The organism is Streptomyces sp. NPDC020747, assembly GCF_044334695.1.
Classification (GTDB): domain Bacteria; phylum Actinomycetota; class Actinomycetes; order Streptomycetales; family Streptomycetaceae; genus Streptomyces.
This window is the reverse complement of record NZ_JBIRTJ010000023.1, coordinates 1-20533: the sequence shown is the minus strand read 5'-3', so window position 1 is coordinate 20533 and position 20533 is coordinate 1. Positions and strand designations below refer to the sequence as shown.

Here is a 20533-nt window from a genome sequence, read left to right as displayed (position 1 = left end):
ACGGGGGACGAATCAAGTGTCCAGCGCAACAGGGGCATCCGGCGGTCTGCTCGGCACCGGTGCCGTGATCAGCTGCCCGCACGGCGGGCGTGCCACCGCCGCCACCACATCCACCTCCGCCGTGCTCATGGACGGTGTGCCCGTCGCCACGGCCGAGCACGGGTACGTCGTCACCGGCTGCCCGCACACCGTCGACGGGGTGCCCGTGCCGTGCGTCTCCGTCCGGTGGACGGTCGACGGCTCCGGCGTCACGGTCGACGGCGCGTCCGTGCTGCTCGACACCTCGGCGGCCGAGTGCTTCACCGCGGCCTTCGTGCCGCAGGGGCCGCCGGTCGTCCGGGCCGAGCGCCGAAGGGTGGCCGTCCGATGAGCCCACGCACCCGCCCCCGCAGCGACATCGCGTTCCCCTTCCGGGCCGACCGCCGTGGCCGCACCGCGCACGCCCGCCACGACGAGCACGTCCGCGACCTGATCGAGCAGGTGCTGTTCACCAGCCCCGGCGAGCGCGTGATGCGTCCCGACTTCGGCTGCGGACTGCTCGACCTGGTGTTCGCGCCCAACAGCCCCGAACTCACCAGCACCCTCGAACTCTCCGTGCAGGCCTCCTTGCAGCGCTGGCTCGGCGACCTCATCGACGTGGAGGACCTCGACGTGGTCAGCGAGGACAACGCCGTCCGCGTGCATCTCTCGTACGCCGTGCGCTCCACCGGAACGCGCCGCGACGACGTCTTCGAAGGGAGGCCCGCGGCATGACGAGCACGGGTACGACCACCATCTCCCGCCGGTCGAAGGTAAGGGCAGCCCAGCTCAACGGAGTTGACGCGGTCGAGGTCGGCGACGACGGCCGCACGCTCACCGTCACCTTCCTCGGCAAGGCCCCGCACGGCCTGTGCGCCGAGAACGTACGCATCGACGGCGGCCGCCGCATCACCGGCATCCAGGCGGTCGACTTGAGCGTCGAGCGCGAGGACGACCCCGAACTCGACGACCGGCTGTACGTCACCCTCGACAAGTCCGGCGACACCTCCCGTTACCGGCTTTCCCTCGTGGAGACCGACCCGTACGGACGCCCCGGGACCGAGCCGTACCGAGGCTTCGACCAGCGCTACCACAGCGCGCACTTCGCCTTCGGGCCAGACTGCCCGACGCCCTTCGACTGCGTGGAAGAGCCTCACGGGGCGCGGGAGTTCCCCGAGGCGCCCGTCGTCGACTACACCGCGCGCGACTACGAGACCATCCGCAAGCTGCTCCTCGACCGGCTCGCGCTCACCACCCCCGACTGGATCGAGCGCAACCCCGCCGACCTGGGCACGACGCTCGTGGAGCTGCTCGCGTACACCGGCGACCAGATCAGCTACCAGCAGGACGCGGTCGCCACGGAGGCGTACCTCGACACCGCGCGCCGCCGGGTCTCCGTACGCCGCCATGTCCGGCTCATCGACTACGCGATGCACGACGGCGCCAACTCCCGCGCGTACGTGACCGTGCAGACCGCGGGCGAGCACACGCTGCTGCCCGGCACATACCGCTTCGCCTCCGTCGACGTACGCACCCTCGACCCGCACGACCGCCCGGAGCCCGGCACGGTCATCGACGACGGTGAACTCGCCGAACTCGACGAGCGCGGATCGGTGGAGGTCTTCGAACCGGTCGTGTCCGCCGACCCGTTGGAGCTGCGGGCCGCCCACAACGCGATCCGTCTGTGGACCTGGGGCGGCGAGGTGTCCTCCCTGCCGAAGGGAGCGACCGCCGCGACCCTGCGCGACGAGTGGCGTGACGCGGAGACGTGCGAGGAGCGCCGACTCGATCTGAAACCGGGCGACTTGCTCGTACTGGAGGAGGTGAAGGGCCCGCGCACCGGCACCCCGGGCGATGCCGACCCCGCCCACCGGCAGGTCGTGCGCCTGACCTCCGTCACCCCGGCGGTCGACCGGATCGAGGACCAGCCGGTCCTGGAGGTCACCTGGTCCGCGGGGGACGCGCTCCGCTTCCCGTTCTGCCTCGCCACCCGCGGTGGACGCGACTGCGAACCCGTCGGGGACGTGACACTCGCACGCGGCAACGTCGTCCTCGTCGACCACGGCCGCTCCCTGAACTGGTGCGGCGACGGCCTGCCGGAGACGGTGACCGTGCCGCCCGTACCCGCCGTCGTCGGCTCCTGCGATCCCCCGGCCTTCGGCTGCCGGGACCGCGACGAGGGCAACGCGCCCGCCCGGCTCATCAACTCCCTTACGGACAAGGCCGAATGCGGCAATCCGCTCGCCCCGGACGACGTCCGTGAGCTGTTCGACGTCGTCGGCGAGGACGCGACCGTACGCGCCGGTCTTGGCCTGGAACTCGCCGGGCAGCGGCAGGAAAGGGTGGTGCCGGGCACGGCGTACGCGCAGGTCGCGGCCCTCAGGACCCTGCTAGCCCAGTCCGTCTACCCCGGTATCGCGGCCCGCTTCCGGCCGGTCCTCGGCCGCTCGCCCGTGGCGCAGACCGTGCCGTTCCCGGACCCGCGGACGGTCGCCGACGGCCAGGCCGAGCGGATCGCCGCCATCCCCGGACGGGTCAGGCAGCGCCTCGTCGAGCTGTGGCGCAGCGCCCGTGACCGGGACGGGCTCGGCGAGCAGGAGATCGCCGAACTCACCGTGATCTACGGCCTGAAGACCCTGGAGCACCTCGAACTCCACCTCCACCCGGTTCGCGCCCTGCGTGAACTCCTCTTCCGCAGCGACCAGTTGCTCGACACCAAGCTGCGCCGCGTCGAGGTGCTCACGGCACGGGCCCGGGCGGGCACGGTCCTCGACGGCCACATCGCCTGGGAGATCGCGCACAGTTGGGGACCGGCGTACGCGGCCGGACTGCACCCGGACGAACTCGTACTGCGCGGCCCCGCCTCGGCGGCGCTCCGCCACGACCCGCGCCAGGCGCTGCCCGCCGTACGTCTCCACGACAGCGACGGCGACGGCGACGGTCATCATGACGTGACGTGGGAGCCGCGCCGCGACCTGCTCGACAGCACGCCCCGCGACCGGCACTTCGTCGGCGAACTGGAGGACGACGGACGCCTCGCCCTGCGCTTCGGCGACGGCCGGCACGGCGCCCGTCCCACCCCCGGCGCCCGCCTCGAACTCCGCTACCGGCTCGGCGGCGGCACCGCCGGAAACGTCGGCGCGGAGGCCATCAATCACCTCGTCCTCTGCAATGACAGCGATGGCGGCGACCGCGCGGAGCCACCCGTGGCCGGCGTACGCAACCCGCTGCCCGCCGTCGGTGGCACGGAGCCCGAACCGGTCGAGCAGGTACGCCAGTTGGCCCCGCTCGACCTGCGCCGCACCCGCCTGCGCGCGGTCACCGCAGAGGACTACGCGGCCCTCGCCTCCGTCCTGCCCGGGGTGCAGCGAGCCGCCGCCGCGATCCGCTGGACCGGCAGCGTCCAGGAGGCCCACATCGCCGTCGACCCGTACGGCACCGGCGCCCCCTCGCAGAGGCTGCTCGCCGAGGTGGCCCAGGCCCTGGAGGAGTACCGGCGCATCGGCCACGACCTCGTCGTCGGGCCTGCCCGGCTCGTGCCGCTCGACATCGCGCTGAGGGTGTGCGCCAAGCCTGGCCACCAGCACGGGCAGATCCTGGCCGAGCTGCACCGCGTACTCGGCGGCGGCCGTCTCCAGGGCGGGCGGCTCGGCTTCTTCCACCCGGACGCGCTGACCTTCGGCGAACCGGTCCGGCTCAGCCGTCTGGTGGCCGTCGCGGCCGCGGTGCCCGGTGTCGAGAGCGTCCAAGTCACCCGGCTGCGAAGGCTGTTCCACGAGGACCGAGGAGAGAGGGAGGACGGCGTGCTGCGGCTCGGCCCGCTGGAGATCGCCACCTGCGACAACGACCCCGACCGGCCGGAGAACGGCCGCCTTGCGATATCCCTCGGAGGTGCCCGATGAACGACGACGACTGCACCTGCGGCGGCGCGTGCGGCGACTGCGGGTCCGGCGGTACGTGCGGCTGCGGTGGCGCGTGCGGCGGCCACGACGAGCGCCTCGCCCCCGCCCCGCTCCACAACCCTCCCGGCCGCACCGCCCTCGACTACCGCGTCGGCGAGTACGGGTCCTTCCTGGCCGCCCAGCTCGACCGGCTGGCCTCGCCCGCGTACCCGGCCCTGAAGGGGCTCACGGTCCGCACCCCGGACGACCCGGCGATCGGCCTGCTCGACGCCACCGCCGTCCTCGGTGACCTGCTCACCTTCCACTCCGAGCGGATCGCCGACGAGGCCTACCTGCGCACGGCCAACGAGCACCGCTCGCTCGCCCTGCTCGGCCGACTCGTCGGCCACCGGCCGCGCCCCGGTGTCGCCGCCTCCACTCACCTCGCGTACAGCCTCGAACGCGATCCGCGCGCCGAGACCCTGCCCGTGGTGATCCCGCGCGGGGCACAGAGCCACAGCGTGCCCGCGTCGGCCGACGAGGAGTCGCAGACCTTCGAGACGAGCCGCGATCTGACGGCCCGCTGGGACTGGAACGAGCTGAAGGTCCGGCGCCGCCGCCCGTCCCTCGTCACCCCGGCGGACCTGGAGCGACGCTCGGAGCTGTTCGTCGAAGGCACGGCCAACTCCCTCCGGACCGGCGACCAGTTGCTCTTCGTCTTCGGCGAACAGGCGCGCGTCGAGCCGAAGTTGCTGCCCGTCGCGAGGGTGCGGATCGACCGGGACGACGAGATCACCGCGATCGGCCTGGCCCGGTCGGCCCCGCCCACGCTCCGGGAACTCGTCGACGAGGTACGGCGCTGGACCTCCGAGCCCGAGGGGCCGGGCGACCCCGGCGACGAACCGCCCACCCCGGAGGTCCCCAACCCACGCCCGGTCAGCCGCCTGATCGAGGACGTCGACGACCAGGTCCTCGCCCCCCTGCGTGCCGACCTGGACGGGATCAAGACCCCGGAGAGCCTCGCGTCCCGCCTCGCCGAGCCCCTGGCACGCCTCGGTGAGGCCCAGATCCTCGCGACGCCGTACGAGGATGTCGCGGCGTGGTTCGAGCAGCTGGAGGCGGTACTCGCCGAACTGGCCGAGCGCGCACTGGAGTTGGCGCCCTCGCAGCCGGTGCCGCCGACGGACGAGCAGGCCTGGACGGCGGCCTCGGGCGACCAGGGCCCGGCGGAAGCCATCGGCCAGGGCCGGGCATCGGCCGCCCCGAGCCCGACTGTCCTCGCCACCCCGAGCCGGACAACCCTCCCCGCCCCGACGGCCTCCGCCACCCCGCCCCCCCTAGGCCCCCGCGAAGCCGCCCTCCAAGCCCTCGGCTCCGTCCTCCCCGCCCTCCGCGGCAAGGTCCCGGCGCCGACCACCGGCGCCGAACAGCCCCGGCGCCCAGGCGCGGACACGGCCCGGCTGCTCTCGGCCCTGAACCCTGGCCTGACCGGCCTGCACCGGGCCTGGCGGACGGCCGCAGTACCCGGCACCCCGCAACTCCTGCGGGAACTCCTCGCGATGCGCGTGACCACGGCCCCCTTCGGAGCCATGGCCCCGCTCAAGCCGGTCCAGGACGACCGGGGCCGCGTCATCCGCACCGCGGACTGGCCCCTGACCGGTGCCGCCCTGGTCAGCATGCGCGTCGTGTTCGACACGGCGGGCAAGGTCCCGGTGCGAGCGGAGTTCCAGTACGTCGAGGGCAGCAGCTCCGACCAGCGCGCGGAGAACCTGCCGGTCGCGGTGCCGGTCACCTTCCGCCTCGGCGCGGGCGAGGTGGACCTGTCCACCCGCGCCGGCCAGGACCGCGAGCTGAGCTGGCTCAACCGGCGCCCCACCGACTCCCAGGAACCCGGCGTCACCGCGGTCCTCCGCGAAGGGCTGCCCAACCGCACCCTCTTCGTGTCCCGCCCGGACGAGGACGGCCTGGTCCACGTGGGCGTGCACAACGGCACGTCCGAGCAGGTCGCCCTCCGGCCGGGCGTCCCGGAGCGGTTCACGCACGGCGAGTACGAGGTGAGCCTCACGTACACCGTCGGCAGCGCCGCGCCGAACGTGGAGGTGGTCATCGCCTCGAAGCCGGAGCCCACCAACCGCCGCGTCCTGCAGCTGGACCGGGTGCACGACGGCATCACGGTCGGCAGCTGGGTCGCGATCCAGCGGCCCGGCAAGGGAGTTGAGGGCGGCGTCCCGGGCGACAAGAAGCTCGCGTTCGTCACCACGAAGGTGGTCGCTGCGCGGACGGCCGCGTACACCAACTACGGCATCACCGGACGCGGCACCGAACTCGTCCTGGCCGACCCGTGGTTGGACGAGTTCGACGTCCTGCTCTCGCACATCCGCGACACCACCGTCCACGCGGACGGTGAACCGCTGCGCCTGGCCGACGAGCCGCTGGGTGAGGACGTGCACGGCAACGAGATCGAACTCGCCGAGCTGTACGACGGATTGAGGCCGGGCCGCACGCTGGTCGTCGCGGGCGAGCGCAGTGACATCCCGGGCGTGGCGGCCGTCCAGGCCACGGAGGTCGTCACCATCGCCTCCGCCGCCCCGGCAGTCGATCCCCAACTGCCCGGAGACCACGTCCATACGAGGCTGACGCTCACCGCGGACCTCGCGTACCGCTACCACCGCGACTCCGTGCGGATCCTCGGCAACGTGGTCGAGGCGACCCACGGCGAAGGCAGGGACGAGCCGATCGGCAGCGGCGACTCGGACCGTACGAACCAGACGTTCGCGCTCTGGCAGTCCCCGCTCACCTGGCTCGCCGACGACAACCCCCTCGGCGCCACCCCCGTCCTGGAGGTGAGGGTCGACGGGGTGCTCTGGCACGAGGTCGACAGCCTTGCCGGGCGCGGCCCGCGTGAGCGCGTCTACATCACCGGGACCACCGCCGACGGCCGCACGACCGTGACCTTCGGCGACGGCGTCCACGGCGCCCGACTGCCCAGCGGCCACGAGAACATCCGCGCCCGCTACCGCTTCGGCACCGGCAGGGCCGCCAACGTGGCGGCCGGCCGCATCACCCAGGCATTCACCCGCCCTCTCGGCGTCACCGCGGTCACCAACCCGCGCTCCGCCACGGGCGGCGCCGACGCCGACGGACCCGGACTCACCCGGCGAACGGTCCCGCTGGCCGTCTCGGCCCTGGACCGCCTGGTCTCGGAGGTCGACTACGAGGACTTCGCCCGCTCCCGGGCCGGCATCGGCCGGGCCACCGCACGCGAACTCTTCGACGGACGGCGGCGCGTGCTGCATGTGACGGTCGCGGGAACGGACGACGTGCCCATCGCCGAGGACTCGGATCTCCTCCGCGCCCTGCGCGGCGCGCTCACCGAGTACGGCGACCCGAACCTCCCGGTCCGCGTGGACGTACGCGAACTCGTCGCGCTCCTCGTCGCCGCGAGGGTGAAGGTGGCGCCAGACCACACCTGGCAGGTCGTCGAACCCCGCCTGCGCCAGGCACTCCTGCGCCGACTCGGCTACGAGGGAAGGGAGTTGGGGCAGCCCGCCCGCCTCTCCGACATCCTGGCCACGGCCCACCAGGTGCCCGGTGTCGACTACGTGGACGTCGACGTCTTCACCGGCGTCCGCGCCTCCGCCACCGCCGAGGAACTCACGAAGCTCCTCGCGAACCCGGGCCCGCCGAAGGCATCGGTACCGGCACGCGGAGCCACGTACGACGAGAAGACGTACACCGTGCGTGCGAAGGACGGCGAGACCCTGTCGGCGATCTGCGCCCGCCACGGTGTCCCGCTCGCCGAACTCCTGCGCCTGAACCCCGACATCAACGACACCCGCCGCCTGGCGAAGGGCCGTTCGGTGTACGTCTTCCGCGGCATCCGCCCGGCCCAGCTCACGCTGCTGTCGCCGAAGGCCGCGGACACCCTGATTCTGACGGAGGTCAAGTGATGGCGGCGATGTCTGTGACGTTCCCGGACGTCCAGTTCGAGACGGAGGCCGTGTGATGTCCAGGGAACCGGACGGACTCGCCGAGCTGCTGCCCCAGTGGCACCGGCTGCGCGACGCCCAGGAGGGCGAACCGCTGCGCGCCCTGCTCGCCGTCATGGCCGAGCAACTCGACCTCGTACGCAATGGAGTCGAGCAGGGCTACGAGGACCTGTTCGTGGAGACGGCGGCCCCCTGGGTGCTGCCGTACCTCGGCGACCTCGTCGGCTACCGGACCCTCCCGGGTTACGAGCGCGTCCTCACCACCGGTCTGCGCGGCGGGAGTTCGGCCGCGCTCACCGAGGCCGTCGCACCGCGCCGAGATGTCGCCGCGACCGTAGCCAACCGCCGTCGCAAGGGCACTCTCCACCTCCTCGAAGAACTCTCCGAGCGGGTGGCGGACTGGCCCGCACGCGCCGTCGAGCTCTCCCGTCACGTCTCCCACCAGCAGCCGGTGAAGCTGTACGGGACCGGAGGGGGTGGGGGCGACCGGCGCGGGACTCGTGGCCGCACGGTCGACCTCAGGGACGGCTCGGCGCTCGACCTGGCCGGCGGCCCCTTCGGCGCGGTGGCCCGCTCGGTCGACGTACGCAGGGCCGACTCCCGCCACCGGCAAGGGGGTTGGAGCCCGGCGGGCGTCGGACTCTTCGTATGGCGGCTGAAGGCGTACTCGCTGACGTCCACACCGGCGTACTGCGTCGACCGGGCCCGCAACCTCTACACCTTCTCGATCCTCGGCAACGACACCCCGCTGGTGACCAAGCCGGTCCCGGAGCCGTCGCCGACCCACATCGCGACCATCGACAACGTCCCGGCCTTCGTCCGCCGCCGTCAGCTCCATGACCGCCTCGCCGACTACTACGGCCCCGGCAAGAGCTTCGTGATCCGGCGCGACGGCGAGGACCGGCCCGTGCCGCCCTCCGACATCGTGGTCGCCGACCTGTCCGACTGGCGCTACCGCCCCAAGCGCGGCCAGGTCGCCGTCGACCCGGAGCTCGGCCGGATCGCCTTCGGCGCCCGCACCGCGCCCCGCAAGGGCGTCTGGGTCGACTACCACTACGCGTTCGCCGCCGACATGGGCGGCGGCGAGTACGTACGCGACCGGGAGCCGCGCCCGGACGCCACCGTGTTCCGGGTCGGCCCCGGCGAGACGTACCGGCAGATCATGGACGCCTACCGGGCCTGGCAGAACGACCGGCGGGCAGGCCGCTGCGGTCCCGAGGGCATCATCGAGATCACCCACAGCGGCGCCTACCAGGAGCAGTTGGACTTCGACCTCGACCCGGGCGACCGGCTCGAACTGCGCGCGGCCGAGGGCACCCGGCCCGTGATCCGGCTGCTCGACTGGTACAGCAACCGCCCCGACGCCCTCAACATCCGTGCGGTGTCCGAGGACTGCGCTCCCGGCGAGCGACCGCGGATCGTGCTCGACGGACTGCTCGTCGCGGGTCGCGGCATCAATGTCACGGGCCCGATGGGCGCCGTCGTCGTACGCCACTCGACGCTCGTGCCCGGCTGGTCCCTGGAGCCGGAGTGCGACCCGCACTCGCCCGAGGAGCCGAGCATCGTCCTGGAACGCACCACCGCGTGCCTCCAGGTCGAGCACAGCATCCTCGGCACGATCGAGGTCATCGGCGACGAGGTCTCCGAGGAACCCCTGGACATCCACCTCCGCGACAGCGTCCTGGACGCCACCGCCGACGACCGCGAGGCGCTCTCCGCCCCCGACTGCCGGCACGCCCACGCCGTCCTGCACCTGCACCGGACGACCGTGATCGGCGAGATCCACACGCACGCGGTCCGGATCGCCGAGAACTCGGTCTTCACCGGACGGCTCCACGTGGCCCGCCGAGGCATCGGCTGCGTCCGCTTCTCGTACGTGCCCACCGGCTCCCGTACGCCACGCCGCCACCGCTGCCAACCGGACCTGGTGGGCCCCGAACAGGCCTCCCGCGTACGGCCGTTGTTCACCTCCCAGCGCTACGGGACGCCCTGGTACGGGCTGTTGGCCGACCGGAGTGCCGAGGAGATCCGGCGCGGCGCGGAGGACGGGGCCGAACCGGGCGCCTTCCACGACCTGTACCGGCCGCAGCGCGAGGACAGCCTGCGGGCACGGCTCGCGGAGTACACGCCCGCGGGGACGGACGCGGGGATCTTCTTCGTGACCTGAGCCTCGCGGTGACCTGCCCCCGCGCCCCACGCGCACTCGACGCGCCCCAGAACCCGCACGCAATTCCTGAACCAGGGGGATCCCCTTCATGCACGCAGACCTCTCCCGCTCCACGTTCCGCCCGGAGCGGCACTACTCCGCGGTCATCGCACAGCAGGGCCGCGTCCAGCTCGACGCCGACGCCAACGAACAGACCGCGATCCAGCTCCACCAGGCCCGCGCGCTCACCGCCGACCTGATCGGCCCGCACGGAGGCCCGCGCGACGCCGCCGGCTTCCGCATCGAGTACGTCGGCGGCAAGCACGACATCGACACCCTGCACATCCACGGCGGCCGCTACTACGTCGACGGCATCCTGTGCGACGCGGACCGCCCGGCCCCCGGAGTCCCCGTACCGGACGAGGGCGACGAGGAGACTGCGAAGGAGAATGCGCAGGACTCCGTGCGGCCGCCCGCCCACTGGACCTACTGGGACCAGCCCGACGGCTACCGCGACCCGGAGAAGCCCGGCGACCGGCTGCCCTCGCCCGCGCAGGCCCCCTTCGTCGTCTACCTCCAGGTGTGGGAGCGCTCGGTCACCGCGGCCGAGGACCCGGCGCTGCGTGAGGTCGCGCTCGGCGCGGCCATGCCGGACACGGCCGCCCGCGCCAAGGTCGTCTGGCAGGTACTGCCGCTGGCCCTCGACGAGCTGGAGACCGAGGAGACCGAACCGTCCAAGGAGGTCGTCCGCGCCGCCTTCGCGCGCTGGGCGCAGAAGCAGGCCGCGCCCTCTGCTCGGCTGGCCGCCCGCGCCCAGCGGCCCGACCACGCCGACGAGGACCCCTGCCTGGTCAAGCCGGACTCCCGCTACCGCGGCCCCGAGAACCAGCTGTACCGAGTGGAGGTCCACGAGGGCGGCGCGGCGAGCGAGGGGACCAAGGGGAACGGGGCGAAGGACGCCACCTTCAAGTGGTCCCGCGAGAACGGCTCCGTGGTCTTCCCGGTCGACGAACTCGACGGCACCTGGGTCCAGTTGGCGTCCCTCGGCCACGACGACAAGCTGGACCTGGACGTCGGCGACCGGGTCGAGTTCACCGACACCGCGTACGCCTCCCGCCTCGAACCCCTCCCGCTGCTGAGGGTCGAGGAACTGGACCTGCCCGGTCGCCGCGTACGCCTGTCCGCCGAGCCGGAGCCGGGCGTCGGACGCCTGCCGCACCTGCACCCGTTCCTGCGCCGCTGGGACCACCACGAGGGCCCGAGGCGCAAGGGCCGGTCAACCACCTTGCGGGGCGGGGCAGTTCCGGTCACCGAGGGGGAGTGGCTGCCCCTGGAGGACGGTGTCGAGGTCTACTTCGCCAAGGGCGGCACGTACCGCACAGGCGACCACTGGATCGTCCCCGCCCGTACGGCCACGGGCAGTGTCGAGTGGCCGGTGGACCAGGCGCGTCGACCACTACTGCGGGGTCCGGCAGGCATCGCCCGCCACTTCGCGCCGCTCGCCCTGGTGAAGGGCGAGGGGGAGGCCCTGGACCTGCGGCTCGCCTTCGGCCCGCTCGCCAGCAGCATCCCGGCGGCGGACGAGGCGACGCTCGCGGCGGAGACCCGGGCGCGACAGGAGGAACAGGCGGCGGAGTCCGACCCCTCCGGCGGGCGGTCGCAGACCACCGCCGAGGCGGAGGCGGCCGTGGAAGGAGACAAGTAATGGCGAAGCCCCTGACCGCGTCCAAGCTGGTGGAGATCCTGCGCGCCGAGGGCCTGACGGTCCACGAGGTACGCAACTGGCGTCGCCACAACCGCAATTCGAAGGGCCCCTGGGGTCCGATGAACGGCGTGATGATCCACCACACCGTCACCTCCGGCACCGACGCCTCCGTCGACATCTGCTACGACGGCTACTCGGGCCTGCCCGGCCCCCTGTGCCACGGCGTCATCGACAAGAAGGGCCAGGTCCACCTGGTCGGCAACGGCCGCGCCAACCACGCGGGCCTCGGCGACGGCGACGTACTGCGCGCGGTGGTCAACGAGTCGAAGCTGCCGTCCGACAACGAGGCCGACACCGACGGCAACCGCCACTTCTACGGCTTCGAGTGCATCAACCTCGGTAACGGCAAGGACCCCTGGCCCGAGGCCCAGAAGGAGGCCATCGAGAAGGTCTCCGCGGCGATCTGCCGCGCCCACGGCTGGACCGAGCGCTCCGTCATCGGCCACAAGGAGTGGCAGCCGGGCAAGACGGACCCGCGCGGCTTCACGATGGACGGCATGCGGGGGCGCATAGCCGAGCGGCTGCGGGGCAAGGGCGACAGCGGCAAGCCCGCCCCCGACCCGAAGCCCGCGCCCAAACCGTCGTACGAGCCGTTCCCCGGCGGCGGCTTCTTCCACATCGGCCAGAAGTCCCCCGTCATCACGGCCATGGGCCGCCGCCTCGTCGCCGAGGGCTGCGGCCGCTACGAGGAGGGCCCCGGCCCCGACTGGACCGAGGCCGACCGCAAGTCCTACGCGGCCTGGCAACAGAAGCGAGGCTTCAAGGGCAAGGACGCGGACGGCATCCCGGGCAAGGTCACCTGGGACGCGCTGAAGGTGCCCGGGTCAGGGGGCTGAGGGCCGCTGAAGGTGCCCGGGTCGGGAGGCTGAGGGCGGTGACCGCGTACGGCCGAGTGCTGGGCGGGCGGGGCGCCGGGTCCGAGAGGGCATTCGCCCCCGCCGGGCCCGTACGCCTTCGGGACTACTGCCCTTGAGACCGTTGGGCCGGTGACCGTCAGGTGCGGACGGTGTCCTTCGCGGGAAGCAGATGCGCCGTGCGCAGCACCTCCGCCATCCGCTTCGCGTCGCCGAACCGGCCCTTGCCGCATACGTAGCCGTCCGGCCGCACCAGTGCGAAGTCCCCCGCCCGGGCCCCGAAGTCCGCGCGCAGCCGGCCGTCCGGGTCGGCCAGCGGGTGGAGGGCGTCGACCGGCGGATCGGCCACGGCGCACACCGTCCGGATGGAAACCGCCGTGCCGTAGCCCTCGTCCAGCCGTTCCAGATCGGACCGCAGTTCACCGGCCTGCTCACGGCCGTCCGTGAACACCAGCAACGCCCAACGCCGATCGGCGAGTTCGGCGCACATCTCGCGCCAGCCCGGGGAGGACCGTTCGGTCTGCGCCGAGCACCCGACCCGGTGCCCCGGCGCGATCCCCGCCACCTTGCCGTCCGCCGCCGCGGCCATCGTCAGCGGGCTCTCCGCGTAGTTCAGGAGCAGGCCGGACATGCCGGCCATCATCTTGCGTTCGACCTTCCGCTTCAGCGGCTTGACGGCCCTGAGGAAACCCAGTCCCAGCGGAAGGGCCACCGGGGCGGCCGCGTTGCGCAGGGCGACCAGCCCCGTTGCGGTCCTGGTGGAGTTCAGGAGCGTCTCACCGATCGGGACCCGCTCGGCGGCGTAGGTGTCCAGCAGTTCGTCGGCGGCGTGCCCGTGAATCACGTCGGCCAGTTTCCAGGCGAGGTTGCAGCCGTCCTGGATCCCGGTGTTCATGCCCTGTCCCGAGGCCGGGCTGTGCACGTGCGCCGCGTCGCCCGCCACGAAGCAGCGCCCGGACCGCATCCGCCTGACCATGCGCTGCTGGATGGTGAAGACCGAGATCCAGGTGGGCGTGCGTACGACAACGTCCTGACCGAGCGCCCGTGAGATCTTGCGGGCGAAGCGGGCGGAGATCACGTCCGGCCGACCCGCGCCGTCCACGTCCCTGGTGTCGAGCAACCGCCACTTGCCGGGCTCGGGGAACGGCACCAGCAGAATCGTGCCGCCCTCCACGTGCAGCCAGTGCAAACTGTCGCGCGGGAGATCGGCCTCGAGCACCGCGTCCGCGATGAGCCAGGTCTCCGTGGAGTCGCCGAGCAGTTCGAAACCGAGTTGCTTGCGCACCATACTGTGTCCGCCGTCGGCACCGACCAGCCATGGCACGGAGACCTCCTCCACCGTGCCGTCGTGGTGTTCGAGACGGGCGTCGACGCCGTCCGTCCGGGGCGTGACCCGCGTGAGCGCGACACCCCACTCCACCTCGACCCCGTAGTCACGCAGCCGGTGTCGCAGCACCTCCTCCGTGATCACCTGGTCCACCTGAAGAGTGAAGGGAAACCTGGTGGGCAGCGTGGAGTAGTCGGTGTCGAACCTGATCAGTTCGCGGCCCGCACGGTGCATGGTGAAGTGCTCGGCACGCTGGCCGCGGGACAGGATGTCGTCGAGTATGCCCATCTGGTAGTAGGTCTCCAGCGTGCGGGCGTGGTTGGCGGTGGCGCGACTGGTCACGGCCGGACCCGCCGCGCCGTCGATCAGACGCACCCGGACACCGCGTCGGACCAGTTCGTGCGCGGCGGTCTGACCCGCCGGTCCGGCGCCGATCACGAGCACGTCCGGTGTCGGCACCACGTCGTCGGACGATTGCATCGGACTCCCTCGACTCGGCTGTTGGTTCCCCGGGTCCGTCGGAACACCGGCCCGCCTCGCGGACCGGGACGACAGACCGGCCCCACCGTGTCCGCGGCCGCTCGAACACCGCCGGAATCCCGGTGGAGCCGTCCGCGCCTTCCGGCGGCGGCAGCCGCTTCGGCCCGCGGGAGGCACCCGGATCAGCTCGGTAAGGGCGTCCGCGTCAGGCCGGTCAAGCGTCCGAGTCGCCGCTCCACCGCGGGTCGAGCCGGAACCGACACGTTTCGGCGACGCTCCTGACCGCCCGATTCCCGATTCCCGATTCCCGATCCCGAACCCGAACCCGAACCGAAGGGCGGTCTCCATGACCGGCACCACCACCGGGATATCCACCGCGGTCAGGCAGCTGCGGGACCTCTCCCTCAGCGCCGCCCGTGCCGCGGCGCTCCGCGCGGCCACCCGACTCGGCCTGGCCGACGCCATCGACGACACACCGGTCCCGTTGGCGGAGCTCGCGGCGGCCGTCCACGCCGAACCGGGAGCCCTGCGTCGACTGCTGCGCACGTTGACCTGGCAGAACGTCTTCACCGAGCTGGACGACGGCACCTACGCGCACACGGACATGTCCCGGCTGCTGCGGGAAGGCACCCCGGACAGCCTCAGGGACATCGTGTTGTGGAGCACCGAACCCTGGACCTGGGAACTGTGGCCGCACCTGGAGAGCTCCGTACGCAGTGGCAAGGCCGCCTTCCCACAGCTGCACGGTGACGACTTCTTCGGCTACCTGCGCACCGAGGCGCCCGAGTCGGCCGGCGTGATGGACCGGGCGATGACCCAGTCCAGCAACCTCTCCGAGCGGGCGATCGTCGAGGGCCTGGACCTGACCGACGCCGTCAGGGTGGTCGACGTCTGCGGCGGACGGGGACACCTGCTCGCCGCGCTCATGACCAAGCACCCCCACATCCAGGGCGTGCTGTTCGACACCCAGGAGGCGCTGGACAACGCCGACGGACGGTTGCGCGCGGAGGCGGTACCGGCCGGCCGGGCGAGTCTGGTCGCCGGTGACATCCGGCAGTCGATACCGGTCGAGGCCGATGTCTACATCCTCAAGAACATCCTGGAGTGGAACGACGAGAACGCCGTCGCCGTGCTCCGCAGCGTCGCGGCCGCCGCACCGCCCGGAGCCCGGATCGTCGTCATCGGCAACGCGGTCGACGCCAGCCCCGAGGTCACCTTCACCACCTCGGTGGACCTGATGCTGCTCCTCAACGTGGGCGGCGGCCGACGCACCATGAGCGAGCTGCGCACCCTGATCGAGAAGGGCGGACTGCGCGTGGAGTCCGACCGCCCGGTCGACGCCTATCTGGCCCTGCTGGAGTGCCGGGTGGCGAGTTGACCGTGTCGGACGTCGTGCTTCTGCTGCCCGGGCAGGGTGCACAGCACGGTGGCATGGCCGTCGACCTGTACACGGGCGAACCAGCCTTCGCGGCGGCCATCGACCCGCTGTTCGAGCACCTCGGCGAGGAGGGCCGACGGCTGCGAGACCTGTGGCTGTCCGGCCGGTCCGGTGACGCGTTGGACGAGGCAGCGGTGGCCCAGCCGCTGCTCTTCGCGATCGGCTACGCGCTCGGACGCTGCCTTGAGCGGTACGGGATCAAGCCCGTCGCCTACCTCGGGCACAGCGTGGGAGAGCTGGCGGCTGCCGCCCTGGCGCGTGTCTTCGACGGTGCGGATGCCTTCGACCATGCGGGCGCCGCCCGGGTGATGGCCGCCCGCGCGCACGCCGTGGGCACCCTGCCCGACGGCGGGATGCTCGCGGTGGCGGCCACCCCCGCCCGACTCGAACCGTTCGTCGATCCCCCGGACCGGGCCGACGCCGTCGTGATCGCCGCGCAGAACGCGACGACGCACACCGTGCTGGCCGGCCCGCGGCCACGACTGTCCCGGGTGGGGGAGGCGCTCCGGGAGGCCGGCATCGCCTGGCGCCCGGTACCCGCCAGGCAGCCCTTCCACAGCCCCGCCGCACGACCCGCGGCCCTCACCTTCGAGCGCGACCTCGGACGGTTCCCGCTACGGGCACCGGACACGACCGTCTGGTCGACCCGGACGGCCCGCCCCGTACGTCCCGAGGAAGCCGTCGACCCCGGATTCTGGGCCGGGCAGCTGGCCGAACCGGTGCTCTTCCGCCAGGCTCTCCACGCGCTGCTCACCGAGGGCGGCCCGCTGCCCCGGTCCGGCGCAGGCCCGTACCCCCGAGCCGGCGGGACCCCGCTGATCCTCGTGGACGCGGGACCGTCGCAGAGCCTCGCCGTGTTCGCCCGGCGGCATCCGGCGGTGCGCGGGGGCAGCGGCGTGGTGGTCCCGCTGCTGCCCCCGGGCCGGGAAGGAACCCCGGACACCTGGAAGAGCGCCCTGGACTACCTCGGCAGATCGTCGCGGTAGACCTGACGCCGCCGCACCAGCAGCCGGCCTTCCTCCCGTACGAGAACGTCGTCGCAGGTGCAGCTGAGGAGCACCTCGGGCACACCGCCCCGCGGGGTGTTGACGATCAGCGCGTACGTCTGGGCCAGCACGCTGCCGTCGTCCCGTTCCTCCACCTCGAGCATGCCCAGCCAGTGCCGGCGCCGGACGCCCTGCTCGGCCAGTTGCGCCGAGGTCTTCTGCGCGGCGGTCTCGATCGCGGCCCGACCGATCTGGGGCTCGGGGTGGGCGTTGGCCCGGAACACCCCGTCCTCGGTGAAGGAGCCCGCCCATTCCCGCGTGGCACCGCTGTCGAGCCAGCGCATCTGGCGTGCGTAGAAGTGCTGTACCTCCTGATAGAGCGTCATGCCCGCTTCCCTTCGCCGGTATTGGAGTCAGGCCGAGCATCGCCTCGCCGAGTCGAAGACCCATTGAGCTCGGCTTGACCGGCCGTCGACACCGCTCCGGCAGCGTGGCCCGCGCGGCAGGTCACCCGGTGGCCCCGGAAGGAGCGGCAGGGGACCGTGCTCGCGCACCTCGGGAGAGAACACGCACATCGGGAGAGAGGGAGGCCGATGCCGGACACGGCAGGCTCACACATCGGTCCGCAGGAGGTCTTCGCGACCCTGACGGGCTTCAAGAGAACGGCGATGCTGCGCACCGCGCTCGAACTGGGGGTGTTCGACACCGTCGACACCATCGGCGACGGAGCGTCGGCCGTCGAGATCGCCGAGCGTCTGGGTACCGACCCGCGCGCGACCGCCTTTCTCCTCGACGCCCTGGCCTCCGGCGGACTGCTGGCCGCCCGGGAAGGCGACTACCGGCTGCTGCCGGGCTCCGCCCCGCTGTTCACCACCGCCGGTCCGCGGTACGTGGGCGGGATCGCCAGGATCGCCGCGAGCCATGGCGAATGGGACGTCTTCGGACGGCTCACCGAGACCGTGCGCACCGGGAAGCCCCTGGCCGGAGTCGACGCCCGCACACCGGACTTCGCCTACTGGACCGACTTCGCGGAGCACACCACCCCGGCCACCGCGAAGGGCGCGGCCATGGTCGCCGACCTCCTCCAGCCGTGGCTCCACACCCTGGAGGCCCCCGACGTGCTGGACGTCGGCTGCGGCTCCGGCGCCTTCGGCCTCACCCTCGCCGCCCGCCACCCGCGGGCCCGGGTGACCATGCAGGACTGGCCGGCCGTGCTTCAGGTCGCCCAGCGCCGGGCCAAGGCCGGCGACGTCGCCGACAGGGTGACGCTGTCGCCCGGCGACGCCTTCGGGGCGGGGCTGCCGCACGGCTCGTACGACCTCGTCGTGGCCGGCAACCTGCTCTTCCTGTTCGACCCCGAGCGGGCCGCGGCACTGGTGCGCCGGCTGGCCGGGGTGCTCAGGCCCGGCGGGCGACTCGTCGTCGCGCAGTTCATGACCGGCGACGGCACCACCGACGCGGAACACGCCCACCTGCTCAATCTGCTGATGCTCTCCTGGACCCACGGCGGCGAGCTGTTGTCACCACGGGCGTACCAGGACATGGCCACGAAGGCCGGGCTCACCGATGCCCGTGCACACCGGCACGCGGGCGTACCGCTCCAGGCCGTCGTGGCGAACCGGCCCACGAGGGAGGAACGTCCGGCATGACACGCACACGGTTCACCACCACCCACGAGATCACCGCGGCCGCCGAGCCCGAAAGACTCTTCGACCTGGTCGCCGACCCGGCGGGCGCCCCACGCCACGCCCCTTCGCAGATGCATGCGGAGCTCCTCGAACACGGGGCGGGCGAGGACGTCATCAAGCGCTGGGTGTACGCCGAACGGGGCATGCGCGCCTGGACGTTCCGGCGCAGGGTCGACCGCGCCGCCCTGCGCGTCGTCTTCACCCATGTGGACCCCGTGCCACCGGTGCTGGACCAGCGCGGCACCTGGACCTTCGAGGCCACCGCCGGGGGCGGCACACTGGTTCGGGTCCAGCACGTGATCGTGTTGTCCGACGCGGCGGCCGAGGCCGGGCTGCGGGCGGGGTTCGACCAGCAGGTCCCGGCCCAACTCGCCGGATACAAGGCGGTCGGGGAGCTGGGCGCCGACCTGGCACGCCGATACGTCACCGGTGAGGAGTCCGCACTGGTGGCCGGAACCGCGGACGACGTCCGCGCCCGGCTGGTCGGCACCGGCCTTTGGGCTGTGCACCATCCGGAGGCGACCGGTGTGACGGTGACTGAACTCGGCGACGACGCCGCACTGCTGGAGGTCACCGGAGCGGCGGCCCGCTACTTCTGGCTGCGGCCCAACGACACGGACATCGTCTACAAGTCCCTGAACCCGCCGGAGGGACTGCACGCGCAGACCGGCCGCTGGCGCATCACCCAGGTGGCGCCGGACAAGGTGGAGGTGGTTCTCCGCCACACGGTCACTCTGCCGCTCGCGGGCGCCGGCCCCGACCCGGAGACCCTGCGCGAACCGGTCCGCGCGGAACTGCGCCGACTGCTGTCCGCGCTGGGCGGGACCCCGGCCCCGGCCACCGGAGGTCGTGCGTGAGCGCGGCCCCCCGGTTCCAGGAGGTCGCCGACGGCGTTCACGCGTTCGTGCAGCCGGCGGGCGGCTGGTGCCTCAACAACGCCGGGGCGATCGTGGGCGGCGAGGCGACGGTGGTGGTGGACACGGCAGCCACCGTCGCCCGCGCCCGCCTGCTGCGGGCCGAGGTCGAGAAGGTGTCGCGGGCCGCCACGCTCGGCGTCGTCAACACCCACCAGCACGGTGACCACACCTTCGGGAACTGCGTCTTCGCCCCCGCGGCCACGATCATCTCCCACGAGCAGGCCCGGCGGGAGATGGCCGAGTCGGGACTGGGACTGCAGCAACTGTGGCCCGACGTGGAATGGGGCGAGGTCGCCCTCACCCTGCCCACGGTGACCTTCTCCGAACGGATGACCCTGCGCACGGGCGAGGACGACGTGCACCTCATCCATGTGGGACCCGCGCACACCAGGGGCGACACCGCGGTCTGGGTGCCCCGGAGCAGGGTGCTGTTCTGCGGCGACCTGGTGATGAACGGGGTCACCCCGTTCTGCCTCATGGGGTCGGTGTCGGGCTCGCTGCGGGTCCTGGAACAGCTGCGTGGCCTCGGCGCGACCACCGTGGTGCCGGGGCACGGCGAGGTGGGCGGCCCGGAGATCCTCGACGCCTGCGAGGGCTATCTCCGCTGGATCCAGCGGCTCGCCGCCGAGGGCCTGGCCGAGGCCCGTACGCCACGGGAGGTCGCCACGACCGTCGAGTGGAGGGAGTGGGGCGCGCTGCTCGACCGCGAGCGGATCGTGCCCAACCTGGTCCGGGCGTACGCCGAGGCGCGCGGCGGCGAACCGGGCGAACCGCTCGACGAGATGGACGCCTTCGGGCAGATGCTGGAGTTCCACGGAGGGCTGCCCGTCTGTCATGCCTGAGCCCGTCCGCCACGCGTGAACCCGCCCGTCATACGTGAGCTCCTCTGTCGCACACGAAGTCGCACATGAAGAGGCGGGGGGGGGGGGGCCCCCCCCCCCCCCCCCCCCCCGCCCCCCCCGCCCCCCCCCCCCCCCCCCCCCCACAAACACCCCCCCCCCCCCCCCCACACCCCACCCCCCCCCCCCCCCCCCCCCCCCCCCC

At 72.7% G+C, this 20533-nt stretch carries 14 protein-coding genes; 12 read left to right on the top strand and 2 right to left on the bottom strand.

Annotated features, from left to right (window positions below):
* The first annotated feature begins 16 nt into the window (after window positions 1-16).
* From ACH4YP_RS42855 to ACH4YP_RS42825, 7 genes are all read left to right on the top strand, one after another.
* Window positions 17-370, top strand: a complete 354-nt coding sequence (locus ACH4YP_RS42855) for a hypothetical protein (protein ID WP_398496660.1) — start codon at window positions 17-19, stop codon at window positions 368-370.
* Window positions 367-753 carry a GPW/gp25 family protein gene (locus ACH4YP_RS42850; RefSeq protein ID WP_266504243.1) on the top strand — a complete coding sequence of 129 codons (387 nt, stop codon included), beginning with the start codon at window positions 367-369 and terminating at the stop codon, window positions 751-753. Before ACH4YP_RS42855 ends, ACH4YP_RS42850 begins: the two co-directional genes overlap by 4 nt.
* Window positions 750-3920, top strand: a complete 3171-nt coding sequence (locus tag ACH4YP_RS42845; RefSeq protein WP_398496658.1) for a putative baseplate assembly protein — start codon at window positions 750-752, stop codon at window positions 3918-3920. Before ACH4YP_RS42850 ends, ACH4YP_RS42845 begins: the two co-directional genes overlap by 4 nt.
* Window positions 3917-7849: a putative baseplate assembly protein gene (locus tag ACH4YP_RS42840; protein WP_398496656.1), complete on the top strand. Its 3933-nt coding sequence runs from the start codon at window positions 3917-3919 to the stop codon at window positions 7847-7849. The genes ACH4YP_RS42845 and ACH4YP_RS42840 overlap by 4 nt, the downstream gene beginning before the upstream one ends.
* 55 nt (window positions 7850-7904) lie before the next feature.
* Entirely contained in the window at window positions 7905-10055 is a 2151-nt protein-coding gene (locus ACH4YP_RS42835) for a hypothetical protein (RefSeq protein WP_398496655.1), read from the top strand.
* Window positions 10056-10143: 88 nt separating this feature from the next.
* On the top strand, window positions 10144-11739 hold the full coding sequence (locus tag ACH4YP_RS42830) for a DUF6519 domain-containing protein (protein WP_398496653.1): 1596 nt from the start codon (window positions 10144-10146) through the stop codon (window positions 11737-11739).
* Window positions 11739-12635 (top strand): peptidoglycan-binding protein, encoded by an 897-nt coding sequence (locus ACH4YP_RS42825; protein WP_361062058.1) that lies wholly within the window; start codon window positions 11739-11741, stop codon window positions 12633-12635. The genes ACH4YP_RS42830 and ACH4YP_RS42825 overlap by 1 nt, the downstream gene beginning before the upstream one ends.
* Window positions 12636-12792: 157 nt before the next feature.
* Here the strand turns inward: ACH4YP_RS42825 and ACH4YP_RS42820 are convergent, their stop codons facing one another.
* Window positions 12793-14460, bottom strand: coding sequence for an FAD-dependent oxidoreductase (locus tag ACH4YP_RS42820; protein WP_361062055.1), 1668 nt, complete (start codon window positions 14458-14460; stop codon window positions 12793-12795).
* Between the two features lie 346 nt (window positions 14461-14806).
* On the opposite strand from ACH4YP_RS42820, the gene ACH4YP_RS42815 reads away from it, so the two are divergent.
* Together ACH4YP_RS42815 and ACH4YP_RS42810 are read left to right on the top strand one after the other, a co-directional pair.
* A complete protein-coding gene (locus tag ACH4YP_RS42815; protein ID WP_361062052.1) occupies window positions 14807-15838 on the top strand; it encodes a methyltransferase in 1032 nt (343 codons plus the stop codon).
* A 2-nt stretch (window positions 15839-15840) separates the two neighbouring features.
* Complete coding sequence (locus ACH4YP_RS42810; RefSeq protein WP_361062146.1) at window positions 15841-16884, top strand: acyltransferase domain-containing protein; 1044 nt, start codon at window positions 15841-15843, stop codon at window positions 16882-16884.
* On the opposite strand, the gene ACH4YP_RS42805 is transcribed toward ACH4YP_RS42810, so the two are convergent.
* Window positions 16860-17270: a nuclear transport factor 2 family protein gene (locus ACH4YP_RS42805; RefSeq protein WP_361062049.1), complete on the bottom strand. Its 411-nt coding sequence runs from the start codon at window positions 17268-17270 to the stop codon at window positions 16860-16862. The genes ACH4YP_RS42810 and ACH4YP_RS42805 overlap by 25 nt on opposite strands.
* Window positions 17271-17477: 207 nt before the next feature.
* On the opposite strand from ACH4YP_RS42805, the gene ACH4YP_RS42800 reads away from it, so the two are divergent.
* From ACH4YP_RS42800 to ACH4YP_RS42790, 3 genes are read left to right on the top strand one after another with little or no spacing between them, the layout of a single operon-like run.
* Entirely contained in the window at window positions 17478-18533 is a 1056-nt protein-coding gene (locus ACH4YP_RS42800) for a class I SAM-dependent methyltransferase (protein ID WP_361062046.1), read from the top strand.
* Entirely contained in the window at window positions 18530-19429 is a 900-nt protein-coding gene (locus ACH4YP_RS42795; protein WP_361062043.1) for an SRPBCC family protein, read from the top strand. Before ACH4YP_RS42800 ends, ACH4YP_RS42795 begins: the two co-directional genes overlap by 4 nt.
* Entirely contained in the window at window positions 19426-20331 is a 906-nt protein-coding gene (locus ACH4YP_RS42790) for an MBL fold metallo-hydrolase (RefSeq protein WP_361062040.1), read from the top strand. The genes ACH4YP_RS42795 and ACH4YP_RS42790 overlap by 4 nt, the downstream gene beginning before the upstream one ends.
* Window positions 20332-20533: the final 202 nt, after the last annotated feature.

Excerpts from the sequence above, each read along its gene's own strand:
- ACH4YP_RS42850 (WP_266504243.1), top strand. The coding sequence starts at position 367 with ATGAGCCCACGCACCCGCCCCCGCAGCGACATCGCGTTCCCCTTCCGG.
- ACH4YP_RS42845 (WP_398496658.1), top strand. The coding sequence starts at position 750 with ATGACGAGCACGGGTACGACCACCATCTCCCGCCGGTCGAAGGTAAGG.
- ACH4YP_RS42840 (WP_398496656.1), top strand. The coding sequence starts at position 3,917 with ATGAACGACGACGACTGCACCTGCGGCGGCGCGTGCGGCGACTGCGGG.
- ACH4YP_RS42835 (WP_398496655.1), top strand. The coding sequence starts at position 7,905 with ATGTCCAGGGAACCGGACGGACTCGCCGAGCTGCTGCCCCAGTGGCAC.
- ACH4YP_RS42830 (WP_398496653.1), top strand. The coding sequence starts at position 10,144 with ATGCACGCAGACCTCTCCCGCTCCACGTTCCGCCCGGAGCGGCACTAC.
- ACH4YP_RS42825 (WP_361062058.1), top strand. The coding sequence starts at position 11,739 with ATGGCGAAGCCCCTGACCGCGTCCAAGCTGGTGGAGATCCTGCGCGCC.
- ACH4YP_RS42820 (WP_361062055.1), bottom strand. The coding sequence starts at position 14,460 with ATGCAATCGTCCGACGACGTGGTGCCGACACCGGACGTGCTCGTGATC.
- ACH4YP_RS42815 (WP_361062052.1), top strand. The coding sequence starts at position 14,807 with ATGACCGGCACCACCACCGGGATATCCACCGCGGTCAGGCAGCTGCGG.
- ACH4YP_RS42805 (WP_361062049.1), bottom strand. The coding sequence starts at position 17,270 with ATGACGCTCTATCAGGAGGTACAGCACTTCTACGCACGCCAGATGCGC.
- ACH4YP_RS42800 (WP_361062046.1), top strand. The coding sequence starts at position 17,478 with ATGCCGGACACGGCAGGCTCACACATCGGTCCGCAGGAGGTCTTCGCG.
- ACH4YP_RS42795 (WP_361062043.1), top strand. The coding sequence starts at position 18,530 with ATGACACGCACACGGTTCACCACCACCCACGAGATCACCGCGGCCGCC.